Raw genomic sequence first — 21,406 nt, forward strand, 5'->3', positions numbered from 1 at the left:
TTAATGAGTTTACTTAATTTTAAAATATATTAGAATTATAACTAAATTTTATCTACCTTGCTCGATTTCTCTTTGCATTAGTTCGGGAATAGGGGCCTCAAGATGTATGTTTCTTCCCTTATTATCAATAAAATCTAGTTGTGCAGCGTGAAGCCTTTGATTAAAAGAATCAATTCTTTTATTATAAACAGGGTCCCCATAAACTGGATGCTTAATATATCCTAAATGCACTCTTATTTGATGAGTTCGTCCTGTCTTTAAATTACATTTTACTAATGTTTTATCTTTATTATCAATTTTCAAATATTCAAGACATTCAATCATTGTATATGCATTTTTCGAGTTTTGATCGCTAACAGCAAATTTTTGACGATTTTTTATATCTCTTCCAATGGGCAAATTAATATGCATTTTTTTGTTAGCTATTCTTCCATCAACTATAGCAATATATGTCCTGTTAATCTTATGTTCTTTAAGCAAAGAAGCAAAATAATTGTGGGTTGAATTATTTTTAGCAATAATTAATAGCCCGCTAGTATCTTTATCTATCCTATGAACTATGCCAAGTCTTAAAAGCCCATTAACATTACTTAAATTATTTTTAAAGTGGTACATTAAGCCGTTGACCAAAGTATTATTCCTGTGGCCGGGGGCCGGATGAACTACTAAACCCGAAGGTTTATTTATAACCAAATAATCTTCATTTTCATATACAATGTCAAGGCTGATTTCTTGTTCCTCAATCTTTATTTGTTTATCGATGACTCTAACAATTTCTATTTCATCATTGTTTTTGATAACAAATTTATTTTTATTAATTTTAATTCCATTAACAAAAACAGCCCCCTCTTTAATTAATTCTTGAATATCATTTCTAGTTATTGAAGAATTATTTGCTATATATTTATCAATTCTTTCAGAATAGTTTGCAACAAGTTTCAACATAATTTTTAAATTATAACAAATGTTATAATAATAGCATGAAGTTTTTGGAAATCAAAAAATCAAAATTTATCCCCATTTTATTTAATATCAATTCAAAAGAAGATGTAAGAAAAAATATTGAATCTCTTTGAAAAGAACATAAAAAAGCAAAGCACATTGTTTATGCTTATATTATAAAAGACAATGATGTTATTATCAATGGATATACTGATGACCATGAACCAAAAGGTGTGGCTGGGATTCCTCTTTATAGCTATTTAAATAGTAAAAATTTAAAAAATAAATTATTAGTTGTTATTCGTTATTTCGGTGGTATTGAATTAGGAAGAAGTAATCTATTAAGAGCTTACTTGCAAGCAGCCAAACTACTTTTTAATGAATAACTAAGATTCAAATTCAAATATAAGTCTCGTTTTTTAGAATTAATGTTTTAAATATTTTTAATATTTAAAAGCTCTATCATTACACTAGATTGAAATTTAGCAAAAATAATGGAGTAAAAATTTAAGGAATTTATTTTTAGATTTAGTTGAAACTATATGTCTTTTTAAAATTAACATCAATCATATCCTTGTATAATAACTAGTTTTATTAGTGTTTTTTTATAGTTACCAAACTATCAATGGTTATAACCTATTCTATCTTTAAGATATTAAACAAAACAAATCAATGTAACATGAAAGAAAGTAAAAAGCAATTATAAAAACTAAGAAAAACCCAAATATACTTTTTCTAATTCTTTTGAACCTTTTAAGGCAATCCTTTGAATTAAAATTATTTAATAAATTAAAACAAAACTCCAACTTAGGATCCTAAAAAAATAACTAACAAGCTAGTATAGAAAAAACCAAAATTGCAAATCCAAGAAACAATGAGAAAGATAAAAAATCCCCTTTTAAAAAAATAGTATAAAATTTTTCTTAATTTTGAATTCTAATTTATTTTGTAACCTTAGATTTTAATTTTATTTTGTGTTAAAAAACTTAGAACTCAACTAAAATAACAATAGTTTCAAAAAATGCTATTTTCACCCAATGTTCAAAAATTATGAATTATTTATAAATAAAAAGTAATAATTTTATATAATTTTTTATCTATTTAGATTTAGCGATTATTAAAAAACTATAAACACTAATTTGCCTATTTTTTCTTGAAATAAAACTATTTTTTTGTTCTATTAATCTGGCATTTTTATTAATATAATAATAAGATATATTTTATACCTAAAATAGCATAATAATAAATTGATTTATAGTAAATTTTTTCATTAAAAGGAGTAATATGAAGTTTAAGTTAAGCCCATTGTTAAGTGCAGTTATAATAGCTGCAACACCATTAGTAATTAGTGCTCAAAACAATATGGCCAACAATATCGATAAAGAGGAAAAAAATTCTAGCAATAATGTTAGCGTTTATGCAACTGAGGCAATATCGATACCCACAAATGATGACTATAATGATGTTGAAAGTTATAACATTTACTGAAAGACTGAAGCTTTTAAAACTCATTACAAAATGTTATTTGCATATAGAGTACTAAAAAAATTAATTAATTTTCAAGGTGAGAAATTAGACATACTTCCATATAAAGAAAAATTAATGGAATTTAAGATTTTTCCTGATGGTGTTTTTGATAATTTTAACAATGAATACTTTTTTTATGACCATAACCTTTTACATTGGGCAACCTTTATTAAATTATGATCAGATGTTAATTTTGACTATAATGTTTTCTTACTTAATGAATACAAAAAATTAAACATTGATAGTGTTTATAAGGTTGCAGATGATTTAAGATCAAATGTAACTTCCGGAAAATTTTCATCAAAAATTAGTGATATTTATATAGTCCAAACTATTATTGCTCATTTTGAAGCCATTAATTTATTGATTAAACACAAAGAAAATTCAAATATTAAAAATTTGATAAAAGATCTATTTAAGGTGCAAAGTGGCATTAATTCTGCAGATCCTGCTTATTTAAATACCTTAAAAGATTCATTGCCAATTCTCGAAAAAATTAAAAAAGAAGCGAATGATAGTATTATTGAAGAAATCATAAAAGAAGTTGAATCAGAATTTTCACATGATAAGTTAATGTATGATGCATTAATTTCCGCACAAAAATCATACGGTTCTATCGAATACGATGAAAAAATTAAACCATTAGTTAAATTAGTTTCGAATTCTAGCACAATGGAATTTTTGGAAAATCTTAAAAATTCCGCTAACAATATTTATCTTAGTGAAAAACAAAAAGTCGATATGACATTTGAAGATTTAAGAAACAAAGACCCTAATATTAAAGAAAAAATTAATAAAGCACGTAATGTAGGAATTTTAAGAGAACTTTATGCTGATATTATGGCTAAAAAAATACAGGAATATCAAAACGATGTAATGATATTAATTGAAAAAACAAAGGGTTCTAGCATGTATGATGATTTTATGAGAACATTTAGTACCATAAAAGAAAAAAATGAGCAGCAAATTGAACAAAGAAAAGTTGCAATAGAAGCTTTTGATAAAAAATGAAAAGATTTTGGCCGTAACCATACTAAAATTAATATTGATATTAAAAAAGAAAAAGATGAACTTAATACTAAATTATCAAGTCAAATAGAAAACCAAAGGATTACTATTGAACAATTTAATGATCTTAATGATAAATCAACTAATTTGTTTTCTGATGAAAACAACAAAACAAAATTGCTTATAAATAGCATCAACTCAGTAGACCTAAGAACTAAAAAACTTGAAGAATTAAAAAAAGCAAAAAACATTGAAGATCTACAAAAATTAATAGTAGAGGCACAAAAAATTAAGAATGTAGAAGATTTAACAAAAGCAAGGGAAGAAGCTACAAAAGCACTGAAAAAAATTGAAGGTTCAGTGAATTATGAAGAATATAAAAAACAACATAGTGAAGCGCAAGATGATATTATCAAACTAACTAAGTTAGCGGATAAAATAAATGCTGAATACAAATTAAAAAGAAATGAAGTTGAAAAAAATCTAAAAAGTTTAGATGATAAAACAGGATTCGAACAAGCGCTAGAAGAAGCTGATAATATTCAAAAATTAAATAAATTAAATGAAGCGCTATTAAATCAAATAAAAGAACAAGATTTAAACAAATTAATAAAAAGAGCGCAAAAAGCTGTTGATCAAACTGAAGGTTCAGAAAGATTTGAAGAATTTAAAACGTTGTTCGCTAATGCAAAAAATGATGTTGTTAAACTTACTAATGTAGCAGAAAAAGCAGAAGAAATTTATAACATAGAAAAGCAAAAAATATTAGATACGTTTAACAAATTGTTAGATAAAAAGGATTATCAAACAAAAATTAATAATGCAAATAATATAAAGAATCTAAAAATTCTATTAAAAGAAATAACTCAAGAAAAAATACTTCAAGAAAATGCCCAAATAAAAAAAGAGGCGAATGATGCTATTGACAGACTAGAAGGTTCTGAATTAAAAAAACAACTAGGTAGGGAATTAAGCAACAACAAAGAAAATACTAATAAAATAAAAGATATTGCAGCTAAAGCAACACAAGAATTTAATATGGAACTTAATTCTACAAAAGAAGAACTAAACAAGCTAACAAATTCAAATACAAAAAAAGAGTTAGAAAAATTGATAGAAAACGCCCAAAATATAAAAGAATTAAGAATTATTAAATTGAAGATTCAAAAAGCAATTACTGAGCAAGAAACAAAATCTAAAAAAGAAGGCAAATCAAAGATAAATGTAGCTGCGATTGTAGGGCCTCTTGTGGTAATACTAGCATTAGCTGGCGCAAGTGTTGGGACTTGATATGCAGTTAAACGTCATAAGATTCAAAAAAGAAAAGAAATAAACAAAAATTAGGTCAAAATAAGAAAGTCTTGAATCTCTTATGAGGTTTTAGACTTTTTTGTTGACAATTTTTAGCTAATAAAAAACAAAAAAGTGTTACCATAAATAATTTTGTGCAATTTTTTTAAAAAACTTATTTCTTTTTGATAGCTCTTTAATAAGAGTTTATTTCACAACCCAAAATCAGTTAGAAAATGAAATAAAGTTTGTTCCTAATTGGGGGCCTGTTTTTAATCGATTACAAATTATTTTTGAAAAAAATAAATAATTAAAACAACCAAACAACATAATGTTGCTTGGTTGTTTTTGTATAATAAATTTAGATTTGTGTGGTTGCTATTCTCAAATCTCTTACTAAAAATAAGCCAGAGATAAATTTACACAAAATTATCTACACTACCACATTATTTTTTTATCAATCTTATTAATGATATTAGTGACAATATACCAAATATCGCAGCTATCGCTATACCAACATAAGATATAATTCTTATATCACCAAGTTTCAAAAAGCCGTTTAGTTTAAACACTAGTTTTCCAAGCGGTGTAGTAGCATTTGATAATAATGCTTCATTACTAAATGTAATAGAAGCAATTATTGAAGAAACAACAAGTATTGGGAAGCTTATTATCAAACATATTACCCAACCAATTTTATGACCCATATTTTTTCCTTTCAATCTTAAAATAATTATATATGTTTTTTAAATGAAAAACTATTTTTTGGCCAGTTCATCATGCACATATTTTAGAAGTAGCATACAAACAATAAATAGTTTTTGAAGCTTTGTTTAATTTTTTTGTATTGTCCACTATTAAATTAAAACAGGTTTTTTATAAAAAAAATAAAAAAGAGACTTCGATATATTTCAAGTCAAGGCCTCTAAAAATATAGAATCTTATTTTTGTTCCATTACATCGTCCTGTATCATCATAGTTCTTTTATGCAAAACCTCGCACTTTTTCATTTTCACTTCATATGATATAACAAATGAAAATTGCACTGTATAAACAATTAATGATACAATTTGCCATACAAGAGCCCCGATTAAACCATTCAAGGCAGCTTCCTCACCTTTGATATTTTTATCTACAATACTCAAAATAAAGAAAATAATTCATCATAAGTTATTTAAAATAAAAATAAATAGCATTCAAGGACTTATTGATTTAAAGTTTCTTGTTTTTAATCCTTTTATTAATTGAGGCATAAAAGCTAAGGTTGTTCCCGCAGGCGTAATTAAACCAATAATAAGCGACGTAACTTTATCAAATACCGCAATTCTATTCCCAACAATTGGATAAAAATAACCAGCATTAATCTTTTGAAATACTAATACTATAAATACAGCGAATATCGAAGTTGCAAATAATTCTACTAAAACTATAGCTGCCGTTGCAAATTTTTTTTGATTTTTGGTAATTGCTTTATTATAGTGATATAAAAAATACATTGTAAAAGCATATATAAAAGAACAAATTAAGTTTGCTAAAAAAATGTATCAACCGTTTTCATCACCTGTAAATACACCATAAATTAACCAAATAATAATTCCAATATAAAAAATTCAAAATGAATAATAATTTATGTTTTCAGCTTTTTTGGTTTTAACAACCCTAACTAGTTGAGGAACACCTAAAAGAATTGTCGCTATCGCTCCTAATGCTCCAAAAAACTGAATAGATATTTCTAATGCTGTCATAACTAAAAAATTATACATTAATACTAATTTATAAACATAATATTGCCTAGTTTTTAATATTTTTTTATAGCAAAAACATATTATTAAAAATTATTATAAAAATCATCTAAATTTTGCTATGTAAAATTAGAACGTTCAAAAAAAAAAAAAAACACCAATTTGGTGTTAAGTCATTTCTGAAATGGTGGCTCCGGCAGGAATCGAACCAGCGACACACGGAGCTTCAGTCCGTTGCTCTACCAACTGAGCTACAGAGCCATGGCGGTCCAGACGGGAATTGAACCCGCGATCTCTTCCGTGACAGGGAAGCGTATTAAACCACTTTACCACTGGACCGTGGTTGCGGAGATTGGAATCGAACCAATGACCTTTGGGTTATGAGCCCAACGAGCTGCCGCCTGCTCTACTCCGCTATATTATGGCGGGCAATGAGGGATTTGAACCCCCGCGGGCCGTGAAGCCCCTGGCAGTTTTCAAGACTGCTCCCTTCAGCCTCTTGGGTAATTGCCCATGGTGGACCCAACAGGACTCGAACCTGTAACCGACCGGTTATGAGCCGGTTGCTCTAACCATTGAGCTATGGGTCCTAAAATTTCACTATTGGGTTTTACATTTGGTAGCACCGAAGAGAGTCGAACTCTTGACCTTCCGGGTATGAACCGGACGCTCTAACCAACTGAGCTACAGTGCCATAATGGTGGAGAGGAAGGGACTCGAACCCTCTACCTCCTGCGTGCAAGGCAGGCGCTCTGGCCAGGTGAGCTACCCCCCCATAAATGGTGAAGAAGACAGGATTCGAACCTGCGACCGCTTGAGCCCAAGTCAAGTGCTCTACCAAGCTGAGCTACTTCTCCACACAGAAATTTTTGCTAAATGCTTTATTATTATATATTATTTTTTATGTTAGTTATTAATTTTTTTAAAAATCTTCGTTGTTTCAAATAAACTCATAATCCTTAATTTTAATAGTATCACCATCTTTAATATCGGAATTTTTAATTAAATCAAATACACCTAATGATTTTAATTTGTAATTAAATCTTCATAAATTATCAATAGAAATAACAGGAATTTTTTCATAAACCTTATAAATATCACTGCCAACAATTTCATAAGTATCATCAGACAGTTTGATAATTTCTATTTTCTTTTTATCTAGCGAAATAACAACAACTTCTTCAGATTCTTTTAATTCATTAACAATATTAATTTTAGCTTCTTGTAGAGTTTCTCATAACACCTTTTTTATTTCTTCTATATGCGAGTCAAGCAATGATGAATTTTCTATTAATTTAATATTAGGGTACTTACTTTTAAATTTTTCTAAATGAGTTTGATATGATTCGAGATCAGATTTGTTAGCTACAACAATCTGTGGTAATTTTTCAAGTCTAAGATTATAAGATCTTAGTTCATTATTAATAATTTCATAATCCAAAATTGGGTTTTTATTTGAATCACCAAAATCAATAATGTGGCATATAACCCTACAACGCTCAATATGCTTTAAAAATTGAATCCCAAGGCCTTTGCCCTCCGAAGCTTTTTCTATCAATCCAGGCAAATCTGCCACTACAAAAGTATTTTCATAAAATTTAACTAAACCCAATTGTGGAACAAGTGTTGTAAAATCATAATCGGCTATTTTGGGTTTAGCATTAGAAATTTGAGATAAGATTGTGCTTTTCCCTGCGCTTGGTTTTCCAACAAAGCCCACATCAGCTAAAACTTTTAATGTTAGATGCAAATTAAATCTTTCGCCTAATGTCCCGTTTTCGCAAATTCTTGGAGCAGTATTTCTTGATGATTTAAATCTTAAATTGCCCTTACCACCTTTACCGCCTTTAGCAATCAGATATTTTTCTTCTGTAACAATATCAGCAACTAACTTGCCATCATTATAAACCATAGTGCCCAATGGCACCTTAACAATTAAATCATCAGCGCCTCTGCCAAAAGCATTTTTAGGTTTGCCGTTTTCCCCATCATTAGCAACAATCTTTTTTTGGTAGTAAAATGGCAATAATGTATTTTGCCCAGGATCACCCTGAAAATATATTGAACCTCCATTTCCTCCATCGCCGCCGTCCGGACCGCCTTTATCAACATTAGCCTCACGACGAAAACTAATGATCCCATCACCGCCTTTTCCGGCAATAACCAAAATATCAACTTCATCTATAAATTTCATGTGTTTTATTTTATCAAAAATTTAGATAAATTTAGCCATTATGAGTAATTATTAAATAGTTTAAAAGCAACCTTTTTAAAATTGACAAGGTTGCTTTTCTATTATTTAATTTACTTTTTTTGTGATTCAATGGTTTTATTTAATTGTTGCAATAATGCATCTGTTAGTGACAATTTTTTATAAAGATCTTCGATATTTTTCTTCCAATCTTCTTTTGCTTCTGAATCCGTTATTTTTTCTAGAAGCTCAGTTAGATTTTTATGTAATTCTTCCTGCTTTTCAAGTTTCTTAGATCATGTTTCTTCTGCTTTGGCTCTTGCTTTTTGTGAAAATTCTTCAATTAACTTATCACCTTTTTTTTCTGAAAATTCCGTTATAAGTTCCTTTATTTTTCTAAGAAGTTCTTCATCAACATCATTATGCATACTTTTTTCTTCTTTAAGTTCCGAAAATCTACTATTAATTTTTTGATTTATTTCGTTAGCTAAATTAATCCGGAAGGAAAGTTCTGTGTTATCTTGAATTACTTGTTGTCTGGTTAGTTTATTTATTTCATCTCCATTAAGTTTAGATTGTAAATCATCAATCTTTTTATTAACATCATTTCATTTTTGTTCATAATAGGCAAGTAACTCTTCAAATTTTTTTATAATGCCATTTTTATCATTTGGTATAGTATCATCATCCTTTTTTGGTTTATCATCATGTTTATCCATAGGATCATTTGGGAGGGGTGTTTGTTCAGGTTTTTGTTCAGGTGTTTGGGGATTTTTTTCTTCTTTTTTATTGTCATGTTTTGGATTATCTTGTTGAGGATTTTTACTTGACTGATCTTCTTGCTTTCCTTCGCCGGGTTTTTGGGGATTCACTATTGGAGGAGTAGTATCTTTTCCTTGATCTGGTGTCTCATGCTTATCAGGTTGTTTTTCTTTTGGCTTATTTTCAGGGTTGCCTTGATCGCCAGGTTTGCCGGGACTATGCGGATTGCTTGGTTCAGCTGGTTTTTCTGGTTTTTTAGGCCCCGGGTTAGATGGATTTGAACACGAAACCAACACAGCTCCTGTAATAACTGGTAACGAAATAGATGTCAATGCTAATAGCAATTTATTTGATTTTTTCACTTGTTCTCCTTATTGTTAAATTCCTTATTTTGATAAAAAAGAATCTTTTTTGCTTTTTATAGATATTCCATAATTTCAATTATATTATAAATGAAAAATGGTCTTATTTCTTAATAACTCTTGCAAATAAGATTTCGTTAGCCTCAGGGTACAAATTATCAAATTTGGCAAAATTAGTTATTTGTTCGTAATTAATCAAATCTATCTTAATAAAACTAAATATTTTTTCCATCTTTTGAGGCATGACAACAGATAACATTAAGGCTATGCTATAAATCCCGTTAAGCAAGGTATTTAAAACGCAATTAAGTCTCTCTAAATCTTCCTTCAACAATCATGGTTTTGTTAAATCTATATATTCATTTAATTTTGAAGACAAATTAATAGCATTTTTAATTGCCTTATCAGCATGAAATTGATCAAATTCTTTTTTATATTCCTCATAATAAACACTTAATGAGTCTAATATTTTTTGATCGATTTCAAGCAAATTATTCTTATCAAAGTATGTGCCATTTGCAAAGTTTTGATTAACCATTTTGATAGTGCGATTAACAAGATTACCAAAATTATTTGCCAAATCAGCATTTAGCACGTTAATTAAAAGTTCTTCACTAAAAGAAAAGTCATTATCGATATTAACCTGCGAACAAAAGAAATATTTAATTTCCTCAGCTCCGTATTTGTTAATTAAGGGAATTGGTTCCACAATGTTTCCTTTTGATTTTGACATTTTACCCTCGGGAGTAATAATTCATGAATGAACAACTTCTTTTGTCGGTAGATTGATATCAAGTGATTTTAAAAATATTGGTCAGTAAATTGAGTGAAAACGCGAAATTTCCTTCGCTAAAACGTGAACACGTTCATTACCATTACGCCAAAATTTATGATAATTATCATCGTTATTTGTTTCATATCCCAAAGCAGTTAAATAGCTGAATAATGCATCTAATCAAACATAAATAACATGTTGCTTTTCATCATTATTTTTTTGTTTAGGTACATTGATTCCCCAATCAAAGGAAACCCGAGTAATTGATAGATCTTCAATTCCTTTGGAAAGAAAATTACTCTTTAGCTCCTTGGCAATATTTTTATTAGTTAAAAAGTTAGAATTTATATCAAAAAATTCATTTATTCAAGGTTCCAACTTTTTCATATCAAAGAAATAGCTTTCTTCTTTAATTTCTTGAAGCTTATGACCTGATGTCGGGTGGTAATATCTTCCATCTTTATAGATAGCTTGTGTTTTAGTAAAAAATTCTTCATCGCTAACCGAATAAAGACCTACATACTTATCTTTAAAAATAAATCCCTTTTCGTACATTTTTTCGAAAATTTTAATAATTGCTTGTTCATGTTGTTTACTTGTAGTACGACTGTAGAAATCATAGTTAATTTTCAATAAATCTCATAAATCAATAAATTTCCGAGATTGAATATCAACATATTCTTGAGGGGACAAATTATATTCCTCAGCTTTTTTTTGAATTTTTTGACCATGTTCATCAATACCGGTCACAAATAAAGTTTCGTATCCTTGAGTTTTTTTATAATTTGCAAAAACTCATGCCAGTGTCGTTGTTAAGACATGACCAATATGTAAATTTCCGCTAGGATAATATATTGGAGTAGTTATATAAAATGTTTTTTTTGAATTATTCATGTTTTTCTCCTTTTTGTTTCATTGGGATATAAAGTTTTTGCGTTTCTAGGCGATATGAATGGTCGTTTTTATCATCATTATGAAGATAAATATTTGGTTCAAAATACGTGCCTCAACCCGAGTTAAATCGTGATTCAACTAAACAAAATTTAGGTTGAGAATTGATTCTAGTGAAAACTAGTTGCACTCTTTTTGGTTCAAAATTATATTTGCGCAATAATGATATTAAATCAATATATCTAGCAATTGGAAGCACAACACTAAAATAACCTTTTTGCTCAATTATTTTAGAAGATAAAGAAATAAGTGTTTCTAAATCTAAATTAATTTCATGTGTAGCCAGTTTTTGCGCATATGTACCAGTTTTTCTAACTTGATTATAGTTTTCATTGTAGTAGGGTGGGTTAGCAACAATTGAAGAGTATTTCTTAGCAAGATTATTCCCACATTTAAAAGCATAATCTTTTGCATATTCTTTAAAATCAGCTTCAAAAATTTTTATTTGGTCTTCCAAATTATTTAAACATACATTTTGCTTAGCCAACAAAACTGCTTTAGGTTGAATTTCAACTGCGTCAATTTTTATTTTCTTGGATCTGGCAGCCATAAAGATTGATAAGGCTCCATTATTTGTACCAACCTCAAGCATATTCGATACATTGCGATTAATTGAAACGAAATTACCTAATAAAATTGTATCAACAGAATAATTAAACATCTCCTTATCTTGATAAACAAAGAGGTCATTACCATATCCTAAGTTATTTTTAAAAACACCGATTTTTTTCATAATAACTAATTATAAATTAATATTTTTTTTGATACTGCATTAAGTTAGATTAATCTTTTCGTTTTAATAAAATGTTTAAAACCTTATAATTTATAAACGCCTTATACATAATGATAAATAACAACAAACTAGTTATCCCAAAAATGAATATTTTCCTTAAGCAAACTAAAAACCAGAATAAACCTGGTTTTTAGTTTGAATTTCTATTTTTTTTCACCGGGGATGCCATATATTTCAATGTTTGGACCTTTACCATTAATTCCGTTTAAGAAAGAATTATAAATATTTTCTCATTTTGATGGCCCGCTTAAATCTTGAACTTTCGGTTTAGAATCACTTTTTTGTTCTTGTTTAGATTGCACTTTTGGTGAGGGTTGCATTGGTTTTGCTATACCAGGTTCATCACCTTCATACCATGGTTCATTATGTTCTTTTTCATTTTTTGAAAAAATATCTAAATCACCATAAGATGCATCATCTAATGGAAAATCAAATCCATGATTGCCATCATCCTTAGTTTTGTCGTATTCTTTATATAAATTCTTGTAATAGAAGTTTTCAATTACATTCTTAATTTCTTCATTAGTTGGATCACCAAAATCAATTTCAATTTTTGGTGCTTCATTTTTTATATTATTTATAAGATTATTGTTAGTATTGATTGAATCAACTGAGTCTAGTTTAATTGCATTTTTAATTAATAAATCCTTAATTGGTTTATTTTGTTTTATTAAGTCTGTAAGAACTTTTTTTGAATGATGTTTCTTTAAATCTTCATAAACAATTTTAATATTATCGCCAAACTGTTGATTTTTATCTTCATTTGGAGTCTCTGGTTTCTTTGGTTCGGCTGGTTTTTCTGGCTTCATTGGTTCAGCTGGTTTTTCTGGTTCTTCTGGTTTAGCGGGATTTGCACATGATAGAGCCATAATTGGTGTTGCCAAAACAGGTAAAAATCCTAGAAAAAGTAATTTGCTTTTTTTCATTTTTCTCCTTATGTTTAATTGAGTTTATAAAGCATATTTTATAGTATTTTTTTTTTTTTTTGTTTTGGCATAATTTCGCGATTAATGCTCTAATTATGACCAAAATTTAGACAAAACTAAGGCATTTATGAAGGCACTTTTTATTACTTAACATTATTCTAATTTACGTCATTGATCTAATAAAAAACATATTTACTGCGAAAATATCACTAACATAAATTAGTTTTATTTAATTCGCTATTCAATCATTAAACTAAGAAATAAAAAAATGGCAAAACAGCCACTTTTTTGAACAAATTAATTTAATTTGTTCTTTTTGTTGTGGAATCAAAACCCTCTAATTTTAGTTTAAATTCGCGCAAAACTTCATTCTTTTGATTATTAAGAATTTCAACTATTTCTTCTGGGGTTTTTCCTTCAGAAACTAGCCGTTTTCTTTCTGATTCAAGTAAAAAGTTAATAAATTCATTTGCAGCATTAATGCTTTCTTGAATATTGTTTGGATTAATATTATTTGCCAATCAAGGAAAATCAATTTGGCTATTTGAGGAAGGCAATGCCTCATAGTTATTCAATAAGTTAATACTACATTCCATTGCTATTCTATCAGTAAGTTCCTTAAATTTTTTTGAACCTAATTTAGTGTAAATTTGATATGGGTTTTTTTGAGCATACTGAACTAAATGAGTGCTACGACGCAATTTGTCCATAACATTAATATGGTCTTGTCATCCTGAATCAAAAACATTTAGGATAATATTTCTTTCTGATTTTACTAATGAAGTTAAACCATATTTTTCAATTATGTTTTGTCTTAAACGGTCATATTCTTTTTTTCAGATATTTGTTATATAATTTTTTAACTCTTCACGATCCATTTTTATAATTTCACCTGGTTCAAATTGATGCTGAGTTAATAGCATAAAATTACGATTTAGATATTCGGCAAAATTGTCAAAATCCATTGTGTCATTTTTCTTAACAAAATAAGGATTATTAACAATTTGCTTAACAGCCACATTAAACATCTTGTATATAATTGAACCCAAATCGTCTCGTTCCAAAATTAAGTCGCGTTGTTCGTATATTAGGTCACGTTGTTGTCTAATAACGTCGTCAAAATTTAAAACACTTTTACGACTATCATAGTTAAAACCTTCAATTTTCTTTTGCGCTTTCAAAAATGCTGAACGAATTAATTCACCAGGAATTGGATTTGAACCATATTCCTTAAATATTTCCTTTCATCTATCTTGAACAGAAAATCTCAAAATTAATTGGTCATCTAACGATAAAAAGAATTTAGTATAACCTATATCCCCTTGACGGCCAGAACGACCCTTAAGTTGATTATCAATACGACGTGATTCGGCTTTCTCTGTTCCTAGAACGTATAAACCGCCATGTTCAATAGCTTCTTTTGTTGGCTTAATATCCGTTCCACGTCCTGCCATATTAGTAGCAATAGTTACAGCACTTGCTTGGCCAGCCTTTGAAATAATTTCAGCTTCGCTAGCATCCTGTTTTGCGTTTAAAACAGTATGTGGTATGCCTTCTTGCAATAAATATTCATGCAGAACCTCAGAATCTTCAACTTGTGCTGTTCCAATTAAAATAGGTTGTTTACGTTGAAAGGCTCTTTTTACTTCTTTAACAACGGCCATTCATTTAGAATGCATATCAACATAAATTTCATCTTTTTCATCTTTTCTAATAACTGGTTTATTTGTTGGAACAACATTAACACGCATATTATAGATATCAATAAATTCCTTTTCTTCCGTTTTGGCAGTACCAGTCATACCGCTAATTTTTTTAAATAATCTAAAGAAATTTTGATATGTAATAGTAGCAAGTGTCTTTGTTTCTGATTCAATCTCAACTCTTTCCTTCGCTTGAATTGCTTGCTGCAAACCTTCAGAATAGGCGCGACCTTCCATAATACGACCAGTAAACGAATCTACGAGTTCGATCTTATCATTTCTAACAATATATTCAACGTCAAGCTTCATAACTTTATGAGCTCTTAATGAATTTTGAATTCTATGAACAAGCTCCGAATTTTCAAGATCATATAGATTTCTTAAATTAAAATATTTATTTGCTTTTTCAATTCCTTCATCAGTAAGATAAACAGATTTTGTTTCTTCGTCAATAAAGTAATCATTTTGGTTTAATGTTCTTACAAATAAATCTGCAATAGTATACATTGTACTTTCTTCATGATCACCACCGGATATAATCAATGGTGTTTTAGCTTCATCAATTAGAATAGAATCAACCTCATCCAATAAAATATAATCAAGTCCTCTTTGAACTTTTTCTTCTTTTGACATAACCATATTATCTCTTAGATAGTCAAAACCTAATTCTGAATGAACCGAATAAACAACATCACATGCATAAGCTTCTCTTTTTAAATTAGTATGCATTTGTGCTTTATTAATACCAACACTTAAACCGAGAAATTTAAAAACTTGTCCCATTTCCTCAGCATCACGTTCTGCTAAATACTCATTAACTGTTGAAACAATAACACTATTGCCACCAATAGCATTTAAATAAACGGGAGCGATAGATGTAATAGTTTTTCCCTCACCTGTTTTCATTTCTGCAACAGAACCTAAATCAAGAATAATACCACCTATCATTTGCACATCATAAGGTCTTTTGCCTAAAATTCTTTTTGTTGCTTCACGTGAAACAGCAAAAACTTCAGGTCTAATATCATCCTGACTCTCGCCTAACCTAATTCTTTCGCGAAATTCAATTGTTTTATTTTTCAGTTCCTCATCGCTTAATTTGGCAATACTTTCTTCTAATTGATTAATTTTTTTTAATGTTTGCTCTGCAATACGCATTTCAGTTGATTTGAATTTAAAAAATTTCATAATTTAATATTTTATATTAAATTTAGCAAAAAATAGACAAATTAAAACAGACCTATTATAAAGATCTGTTTTAATTAGATTTTGCATATTCTATTTTAACTCAATAATCTTAATGTGTCTTGAGTGAATATATTAGTTACACCAACAATTAAACCATAGATTATGAATCCTAGTATAACTAAACCAGCAACAACAACTGTTAAAATTCCTACAAAACTCAAAACTCTTTTTCCAACTTTTTTTGTTTTTTGTTGATCATTTATAATACTGTAATTTTTATAATCCATAGTTTATCCTTTTGTTGCATTTCCTTGTCTAGAAATAGCAGCCATAATTCTCTTTCTTAAAACAAAGTACACAATCATCATAGGCAAAATAGCTAAAATTGTAGCAGCCATTCTTACCGATAAAATTATTTGTGCTTCGCCACCATCTACTTCAACTCTACCAGTTGTAAATAATCATAAGTTAATTGGTGCATAATAACCAGCAGTTTTACCAGGTGCTGCATCTCACAATAATGCAGGTCATGTATATGAATTCCATGAAGCAAGAGCGGTCAAAATAATAACTGTTCATGTTGTGGCTTTAACCATAGGTAAAGCTACATTAAAGAAGTACTTAATTCCACTTGCCCCGTCAAGCATCGATGATTCCTTAACTGAATTTGGAATAGCTTCAAAAGCGTTTTTATACATATATGCATTAAAAATTGATGTAGCAAATGGGACAACCATTGAAATAATAATTAATGGATTTTTAGTACCGATTCAACCGGCTTTAGAAACTAACGTATATTGTAAAGACAATAAAGTAATTTCAGGAATAACTAACAATGATAATAGCATTCCGAAAAATGCATTTTTTCCTCTTCAATTTCTAAGAGATAATGCATAACCAAGTGTAGTTGCAAAGAATAATCTGACAACAACAGATAAAGCTGTAAATCCAGCTGTGAATACTAGTGCTTGTAGATAACCTTCCTGTAGTGATTGTAGGAAATTACTAAAGTAAAAACTAGTTCCCAAATTGCCGCCAAACTCTTTACCATTTGACAAGAATTTTTCATAATCAAATGGTCATCAAGCAATCTTTGAACCTGGTTGGCCATAAAATCTTGGGTCAACAAGCGATTGCTCAATCATAAAGTAAAACGGAAGAACAACTAAGAAACTAAAGAATGTTAATATGGAAATTTTAAATGATCAAGAGAATATTTTGCCTCATACATTTGTTGTTGAATAAGGCTTGGACATTAATTCTTGTTTAGATTTTAAAGCTGATTTTTCTCTTTTGTATCTCAGCTTTAAGCTTGTTGATAACATTTCTTTCTCCCAATTTAGTTTTTAGTTTAAAAATTGATGATACTGATTTCTTCAATGTAAATGAAACTAAGGTGCCTAGTATAAATAAGAACACTGAAGCAGCAGCGGTTCTTCCGAATTCTCCAGATTTTGTTGCTTGAAAAATGTAAAGCAATAACGTACTACCATTTTCTGTAATAGAAGCTGAGGCATCGTTATTATATAAGGCCAACGGAAAGACCTTAATACCATTAATAATTCCTATCGTAAATAAGAATGAAATTGTTTTTTGAATTGAAGGTAGAGTAATTTTAAAGAATTGAGACCCACTACTTGCGCCATCAATTGCTGACGATTTATATAAGTCAGGATTAACTGATAACATTGATGTGGTTAGAATTAACACTTGAAAGGCCAATCCTCCTCAAATCCCACGGATCAAGATCACTATAAAGGGATTTCATCTATTACCTGAACCATACAACAGTGGAAAGATAGCACCTTCACTTGTTTTACCAAAAATAGCTGAGAATGTTAGCGAAACAGCTACAGCACCAGTCATGTATGGCAAGAAGAAAACAGTTTGTCAAAAACTACGTGCATATCTTCTAATTACCGTTGTAATAGCAGAACTTATTAATATTGATATTGAAAGCCCTATTGGTAGAGCTACAACGGCATATAGCAATGAATTAACAACTGCTACATCAAATTTAGGATCATTAAAAACCCCTGCTTTTCCTTTTGTTTGATAATAATTTGCTATTGATCATCCGAATCCTCTAAATGATGTTGGGGCACGGAATGATACAATAATAACAAGAATAAATGGAATAATAATCATAAACGCCAAGGCAATTAAGGAAGGCAACATCAATAAAAATGGTTTTCAAAATGGTGTTTTAGTATTTAATATACTTAGAGCTTCCCCCGTCTTTTTGATACGATATTTTTTCCAAAAGTAAGTGTTCATTTAAACTCTTTCCTTTGTATCAACATCAAACAAATGGTACAATTCTTTTCTTTTAATACTTAATCTAACGTTTTCACCAATTTCATATTTTGTTTTAGCTGAAAGGAAAACATTAGCAATCTTATCAATTGATTTTATATAAATTTGGGCTTGGATTTCTTTTCCTAGATATTCAACTAATTTAATATCACCAGTAATAATTCCGTTTTCGTCTTCAACCAACGATTCACCGCGAAATCCTAAGTCAATAGTTGCTTTTTTGTAATTTTCAGGGGCTTTAATTAATTTTTGTCCTTCGTAATATACATATCCATCTTTAATTGGTGTTTCAAAAATAGTCATTTCAGGAACACCAAGGAATTTAGCAACAAATTCATTTTTAGGCGTTAAATAGAGTTCCATTGGAGCGCCAATTTGTTGAACTTTGGCAGTAGACATGCAAATAATTTTGTCACTAATAGACATAGCTTCTTCCTGATCGTGAGTAACAAAGACTGTTGTAATTCCAAGTTCTTGTTGAATAGAACGTATCCATTTTCTTGTAGAAACACGTAGCTTAGCATCAAGGTTTGATAATGGTTCGTCCAATAGAAGAATCTTTGGTTTCTTAACAATAGCTCTAGCAATAGCAACACGTTGTTGTTGCCCCCCTGATAACTGCGTTGGTCTCTTACGTAAATTTTTAGTAATTTCAACTCTTTGAGCAACATCTAAAACATCTCTAATAATTGCTTCTTCTATTGTTAAAACATCTTTGCCTAAAATTCTAATTTCTTTTTGTAAATCATCTGGCAATAAAGCAATTAATTCATTTAATGACTTCTTTAAATTTCTTGTTTTTATATTATTGCTTTCTAAAATTGGAATAATTAAAGAACGAATAGCTTCTTTGTATACTGTTTCCGTCTCAATCTTCGTATGTTTTAAACGTTCCTTAATTTGCTTAATTTGCATTCCGATAGGATCGGTCTTTTGAACAACAATTTTTTCTCTCAAAATTTGTTTTGCTTCGTTGACCTTTTGAGTATATTCAAGTCTACTTTCATTATATCTTTTAACATACTCATTTTTAAGATTCTTAATCTTTTCTTTAAGATGTTGTTTAATTTCTTTTCTTTTATTAGAAAATTCAACTATAATACTCTTTTGCTTTTCAAATAAATCACCACACCCTGACTTATCTCTAACCATCATAATTTCAATTTGTTCTTTAATTTCACTTATTTTTGCAGCGCGTTCAATTTCTAAGTCATTAAGTAACTTATTTGTTTCTTCCCTAACATCTTTAATATCTTTTAAAACTTTTTTAGTTAAATTAGATAAGATAGCTGTTTTTTTAGTAACAATGAAATTATAGTTATTTACTTCATTATCAATAATATTGTTATATTGTGTTTTTAACTCAGTTAAATAATTTCTTGTTTCGCGCGGATTATCAATAGTGTGGTATAGTTTTGTTCTTGTTTCAGAAATAAGTTCTTCAGAAACCCCATAGAACTTAAATATTAGTTCAAATATTTTTTGTTGAGCTAATTTTGATTTTTCAATAATTTCTTCTTTTCAGTGTTTATCATTCAATAGTGGAAATGCTATGTTATCATAAACAGTCATATGAGGGTATAAAGCGTAATTTTGGAACACTAACCCCAATTCTCTTTGTTGAGGTGAAAACTTTGTAACATCTACACCAGAGAAAAATAACTTTCCACTTGTAGGACGCAATAATCCAGAAATGGCATTCAGAGTAGTAGTTTTACCTGAACCTGAAGGGCCTAGTAATGTAACTAACTCTCCTTTTTCAATCGCAAAAGAAGCATTATCAACAGCTAGTGATTCACCAAAGTCAATGACTAAATCCTTGACTTCGATCGCAGGAACTAATTTTTTAGCCTGATAACGTTCTTGAGAAAAACCGTGAATATGGCTTTGCGTTATTTTTTTATTTTCCTTTTTCATTTATTTTACTTCTTTCTTTGATTGTTTAGTTCCTAAAAATTCAAAAATATTATTTTGTGGATTAACAAATTTTTGTTTATTTTTTTTCTCAATATTAAATGGATACATAAATTGATATGCATCATTAATCAAATCAGAGCCATGAGCTTGATATTCTTTTGACAAATCAACTGGCAATTTAAATTTAAGGTTAAGGTCTTGACCGCCGACAGAAATATTAACACCTTCTTTAGCATAAAATCCTTTATTGTTGAAATATCCGTCATTAAAAGCCCTTGCAGCATAAGGTAATAAATAAGACAATACTGCGCTCTTTTCGGTTTTTTCATAATCATTAACAAATGTTTTAAAATCTAAAGCGTCAATTCTTGGTAATGTCCAACCATTAGCCAACATTTCAATACTAAAGTTTTTTTCAAATGAATCGCCAAAGAATACATATGCAACGTATCTACTATATGAATTATTAGACCAATTATCAGATACTAGTCTTACATTTTTACCTTGAAGAATACCCTCAACATAAGCACTATCAAGATTTGATAATTTTCTTTCACGCTCTGTTGTACCCTTAGTATTTTGCTCTAAAGTATCAATTAATGGAATTCTAATCTTAATTTTTTGTCCATTCTCAAAGGTTGTTTTTGAGGTCAGATTTTTTTTGATTGTAACTTCAATAGTATCACCATCAAATACTTGAGTTACTTGCCCCTCAACAGCCCCAAAGTTTTCTCATAATGATAAAGCGATTTTTTTAGTTGTCCCTTTTTCCACATCATCAATAATTTCAGTTTCAATAACATTATCTAATGTTTTTCCAACACTGTGATAATTGCTAGGTTCAAATAAAAAAGTAGCATTTAATTTTAAATTATCATAGTATTCTTTTGTTTTTTCATTTTGACAAGAAACGGACAATAGTGGAAAGGTAAAAATTGGTGCTAATAAAAATAATTTTATTTTTTTCATTTCTTCCCTTTTGTTAAAAAAACACAAAAATTTTGTATTTTTTT

Annotated in this window: 16 protein-coding genes and 8 tRNA genes; 2 read left to right on the forward strand and 22 right to left on the reverse strand. The window is 29.0% G+C overall.

Annotated elements, in window-relative coordinates; translation table 4 throughout:
* Window positions 1-48 precede the first annotated feature (48 nt).
* Window positions 49-945 carry an RluA family pseudouridine synthase gene (locus ACT1UH_RS01920; protein ID WP_438340323.1) on the reverse strand — a complete coding sequence of 299 codons (897 nt, stop codon included), beginning with the start codon at window positions 943-945 and terminating at the stop codon, window positions 49-51.
* Window positions 946-980: 35 nt separating this feature from the next.
* Here ACT1UH_RS01920 and ACT1UH_RS01925 point away from each other — a divergent pair, with 35 nt between their 5' ends.
* Both ACT1UH_RS01925 and ACT1UH_RS01930 read left to right on the forward strand, forming a co-directional pair.
* Window positions 981-1,328, forward strand: a complete 348-nt coding sequence (locus ACT1UH_RS01925) for a YigZ family protein (protein ID WP_438340324.1) — start codon at window positions 981-983, stop codon at window positions 1,326-1,328.
* An 898-nt stretch (window positions 1,329-2,226) separates the two neighbouring features.
* Window positions 2,227-4,821 (forward strand): hypothetical protein, encoded by a 2,595-nt coding sequence (locus ACT1UH_RS01930; protein ID WP_444704786.1) that lies wholly within the window; start codon window positions 2,227-2,229, stop codon window positions 4,819-4,821.
* A gap of 392 nt (window positions 4,822-5,213) precedes the next feature.
* Here ACT1UH_RS01930 and ACT1UH_RS01935 read toward each other — a convergent pair whose 3' ends face one another.
* The 21 genes from ACT1UH_RS01935 to ACT1UH_RS02035 all read right to left on the reverse strand — a co-directional run bounded on the left by ACT1UH_RS01935 (window position 5,214) and on the right by ACT1UH_RS02035 (window position 21,362).
* Window positions 5,214-5,474 carry a hypothetical protein gene (locus ACT1UH_RS01935; protein WP_438340326.1) on the reverse strand — a complete coding sequence of 87 codons (261 nt, stop codon included), beginning with the start codon at window positions 5,472-5,474 and terminating at the stop codon, window positions 5,214-5,216.
* Between the two features lie 234 nt (window positions 5,475-5,708).
* Window positions 5,709-6,512, reverse strand: a complete 804-nt coding sequence (locus ACT1UH_RS01940) for a SemiSWEET family transporter (RefSeq protein ID WP_444704787.1) — start codon at window positions 6,510-6,512, stop codon at window positions 5,709-5,711.
* 182 nt (window positions 6,513-6,694) lie between these two features.
* Window positions 6,695-6,770: transfer RNA gene (locus tag ACT1UH_RS01945), tRNA-Phe, on the reverse strand.
* 1 nt (window position 6,771) lies between these two features.
* Window positions 6,772-6,848, reverse strand: a tRNA-Asp gene (locus tag ACT1UH_RS01950).
* 1 nt (window position 6,849) lies between these two features.
* Window positions 6,850-6,925 (reverse strand) — tRNA-Met (locus ACT1UH_RS01955).
* A gap of 6 nt (window positions 6,926-6,931) precedes the next feature.
* Window positions 6,932-7,022, reverse strand: a tRNA-Ser gene (locus tag ACT1UH_RS01960).
* Window position 7,023: 1 nt separating this feature from the next.
* Window positions 7,024-7,099: transfer RNA gene (locus ACT1UH_RS01965), tRNA-Ile, on the reverse strand.
* 27 nt (window positions 7,100-7,126) lie between these two features.
* Window positions 7,127-7,203: transfer RNA gene (locus ACT1UH_RS01970), tRNA-Met, on the reverse strand.
* Between the two features lie 4 nt (window positions 7,204-7,207).
* Window positions 7,208-7,284, reverse strand: a tRNA-Ala gene (locus ACT1UH_RS01975).
* Window positions 7,285-7,289: 5 nt separating this feature from the next.
* Window positions 7,290-7,366: transfer RNA gene (locus tag ACT1UH_RS01980), tRNA-Pro, on the reverse strand.
* Between the two features lie 65 nt (window positions 7,367-7,431).
* On the reverse strand, window positions 7,432-8,703 hold the full coding sequence (gene obgE / locus ACT1UH_RS01985; protein ID WP_444704788.1) for a GTPase ObgE: 1,272 nt from the start codon (window positions 8,701-8,703) through the stop codon (window positions 7,432-7,434).
* A gap of 110 nt (window positions 8,704-8,813) precedes the next feature.
* Window positions 8,814-9,824 carry a hypothetical protein gene (locus ACT1UH_RS01990; protein ID WP_444704789.1) on the reverse strand — a complete coding sequence of 337 codons (1,011 nt, stop codon included), beginning with the start codon at window positions 9,822-9,824 and terminating at the stop codon, window positions 8,814-8,816.
* A 103-nt stretch (window positions 9,825-9,927) separates the two neighbouring features.
* Complete coding sequence (gene metG, locus ACT1UH_RS01995; protein ID WP_444704790.1) at window positions 9,928-11,493, reverse strand: methionine--tRNA ligase; 1,566 nt, start codon at window positions 11,491-11,493, stop codon at window positions 9,928-9,930.
* A complete protein-coding gene (locus ACT1UH_RS02000; RefSeq protein ID WP_444704791.1) occupies window positions 11,486-12,283 on the reverse strand; it encodes a tRNA1(Val) (adenine(37)-N6)-methyltransferase in 798 nt (265 codons plus the stop codon). The genes metG and ACT1UH_RS02000 overlap by 8 nt, the downstream gene beginning before the upstream one ends.
* Before the next feature lie 203 nt (window positions 12,284-12,486).
* Window positions 12,487-13,269 (reverse strand): hypothetical protein, encoded by a 783-nt coding sequence (locus tag ACT1UH_RS02005; protein WP_444704792.1) that lies wholly within the window; start codon window positions 13,267-13,269, stop codon window positions 12,487-12,489.
* Window positions 13,270-13,571: 302 nt separating this feature from the next.
* Entirely contained in the window at window positions 13,572-16,160 is a 2,589-nt protein-coding gene (gene secA / locus ACT1UH_RS02010; protein WP_444704793.1) for a preprotein translocase subunit SecA, read from the reverse strand.
* 95 nt (window positions 16,161-16,255) lie between these two features.
* A complete protein-coding gene (locus ACT1UH_RS02015) occupies window positions 16,256-16,447 on the reverse strand; it encodes a hypothetical protein (protein WP_438340334.1) in 192 nt (63 codons plus the stop codon).
* Window positions 16,448-16,450: 3 nt separating this feature from the next.
* On the reverse strand, window positions 16,451-17,485 hold the full coding sequence (locus ACT1UH_RS02020; protein WP_444704794.1) for a carbohydrate ABC transporter permease: 1,035 nt from the start codon (window positions 17,483-17,485) through the stop codon (window positions 16,451-16,453).
* Window positions 17,427-18,437, reverse strand: a complete 1,011-nt coding sequence (locus ACT1UH_RS02025) for a carbohydrate ABC transporter permease (RefSeq protein ID WP_438340336.1) — start codon at window positions 18,435-18,437, stop codon at window positions 17,427-17,429. Before ACT1UH_RS02025 ends, ACT1UH_RS02020 begins: the two co-directional genes overlap by 59 nt.
* Complete coding sequence (locus tag ACT1UH_RS02030; RefSeq protein ID WP_444704795.1) at window positions 18,438-20,393, reverse strand: ATP-binding cassette domain-containing protein; 1,956 nt, start codon at window positions 20,391-20,393, stop codon at window positions 18,438-18,440.
* Window positions 20,394-21,362, reverse strand: coding sequence for a thermonuclease family protein (locus ACT1UH_RS02035; RefSeq protein WP_444704796.1), 969 nt, complete (start codon window positions 21,360-21,362; stop codon window positions 20,394-20,396). It abuts the gene before it with no gap.
* Window positions 21,363-21,406: the final 44 nt, after the last annotated feature.

Origin of the sequence: Mycoplasma sp. 332, assembly GCF_052378275.1 — a bacterium.
Classification (GTDB): Bacteria; Bacillota_I; Bacilli_A; order Mycoplasmatales; family Metamycoplasmataceae; genus Metamycoplasma.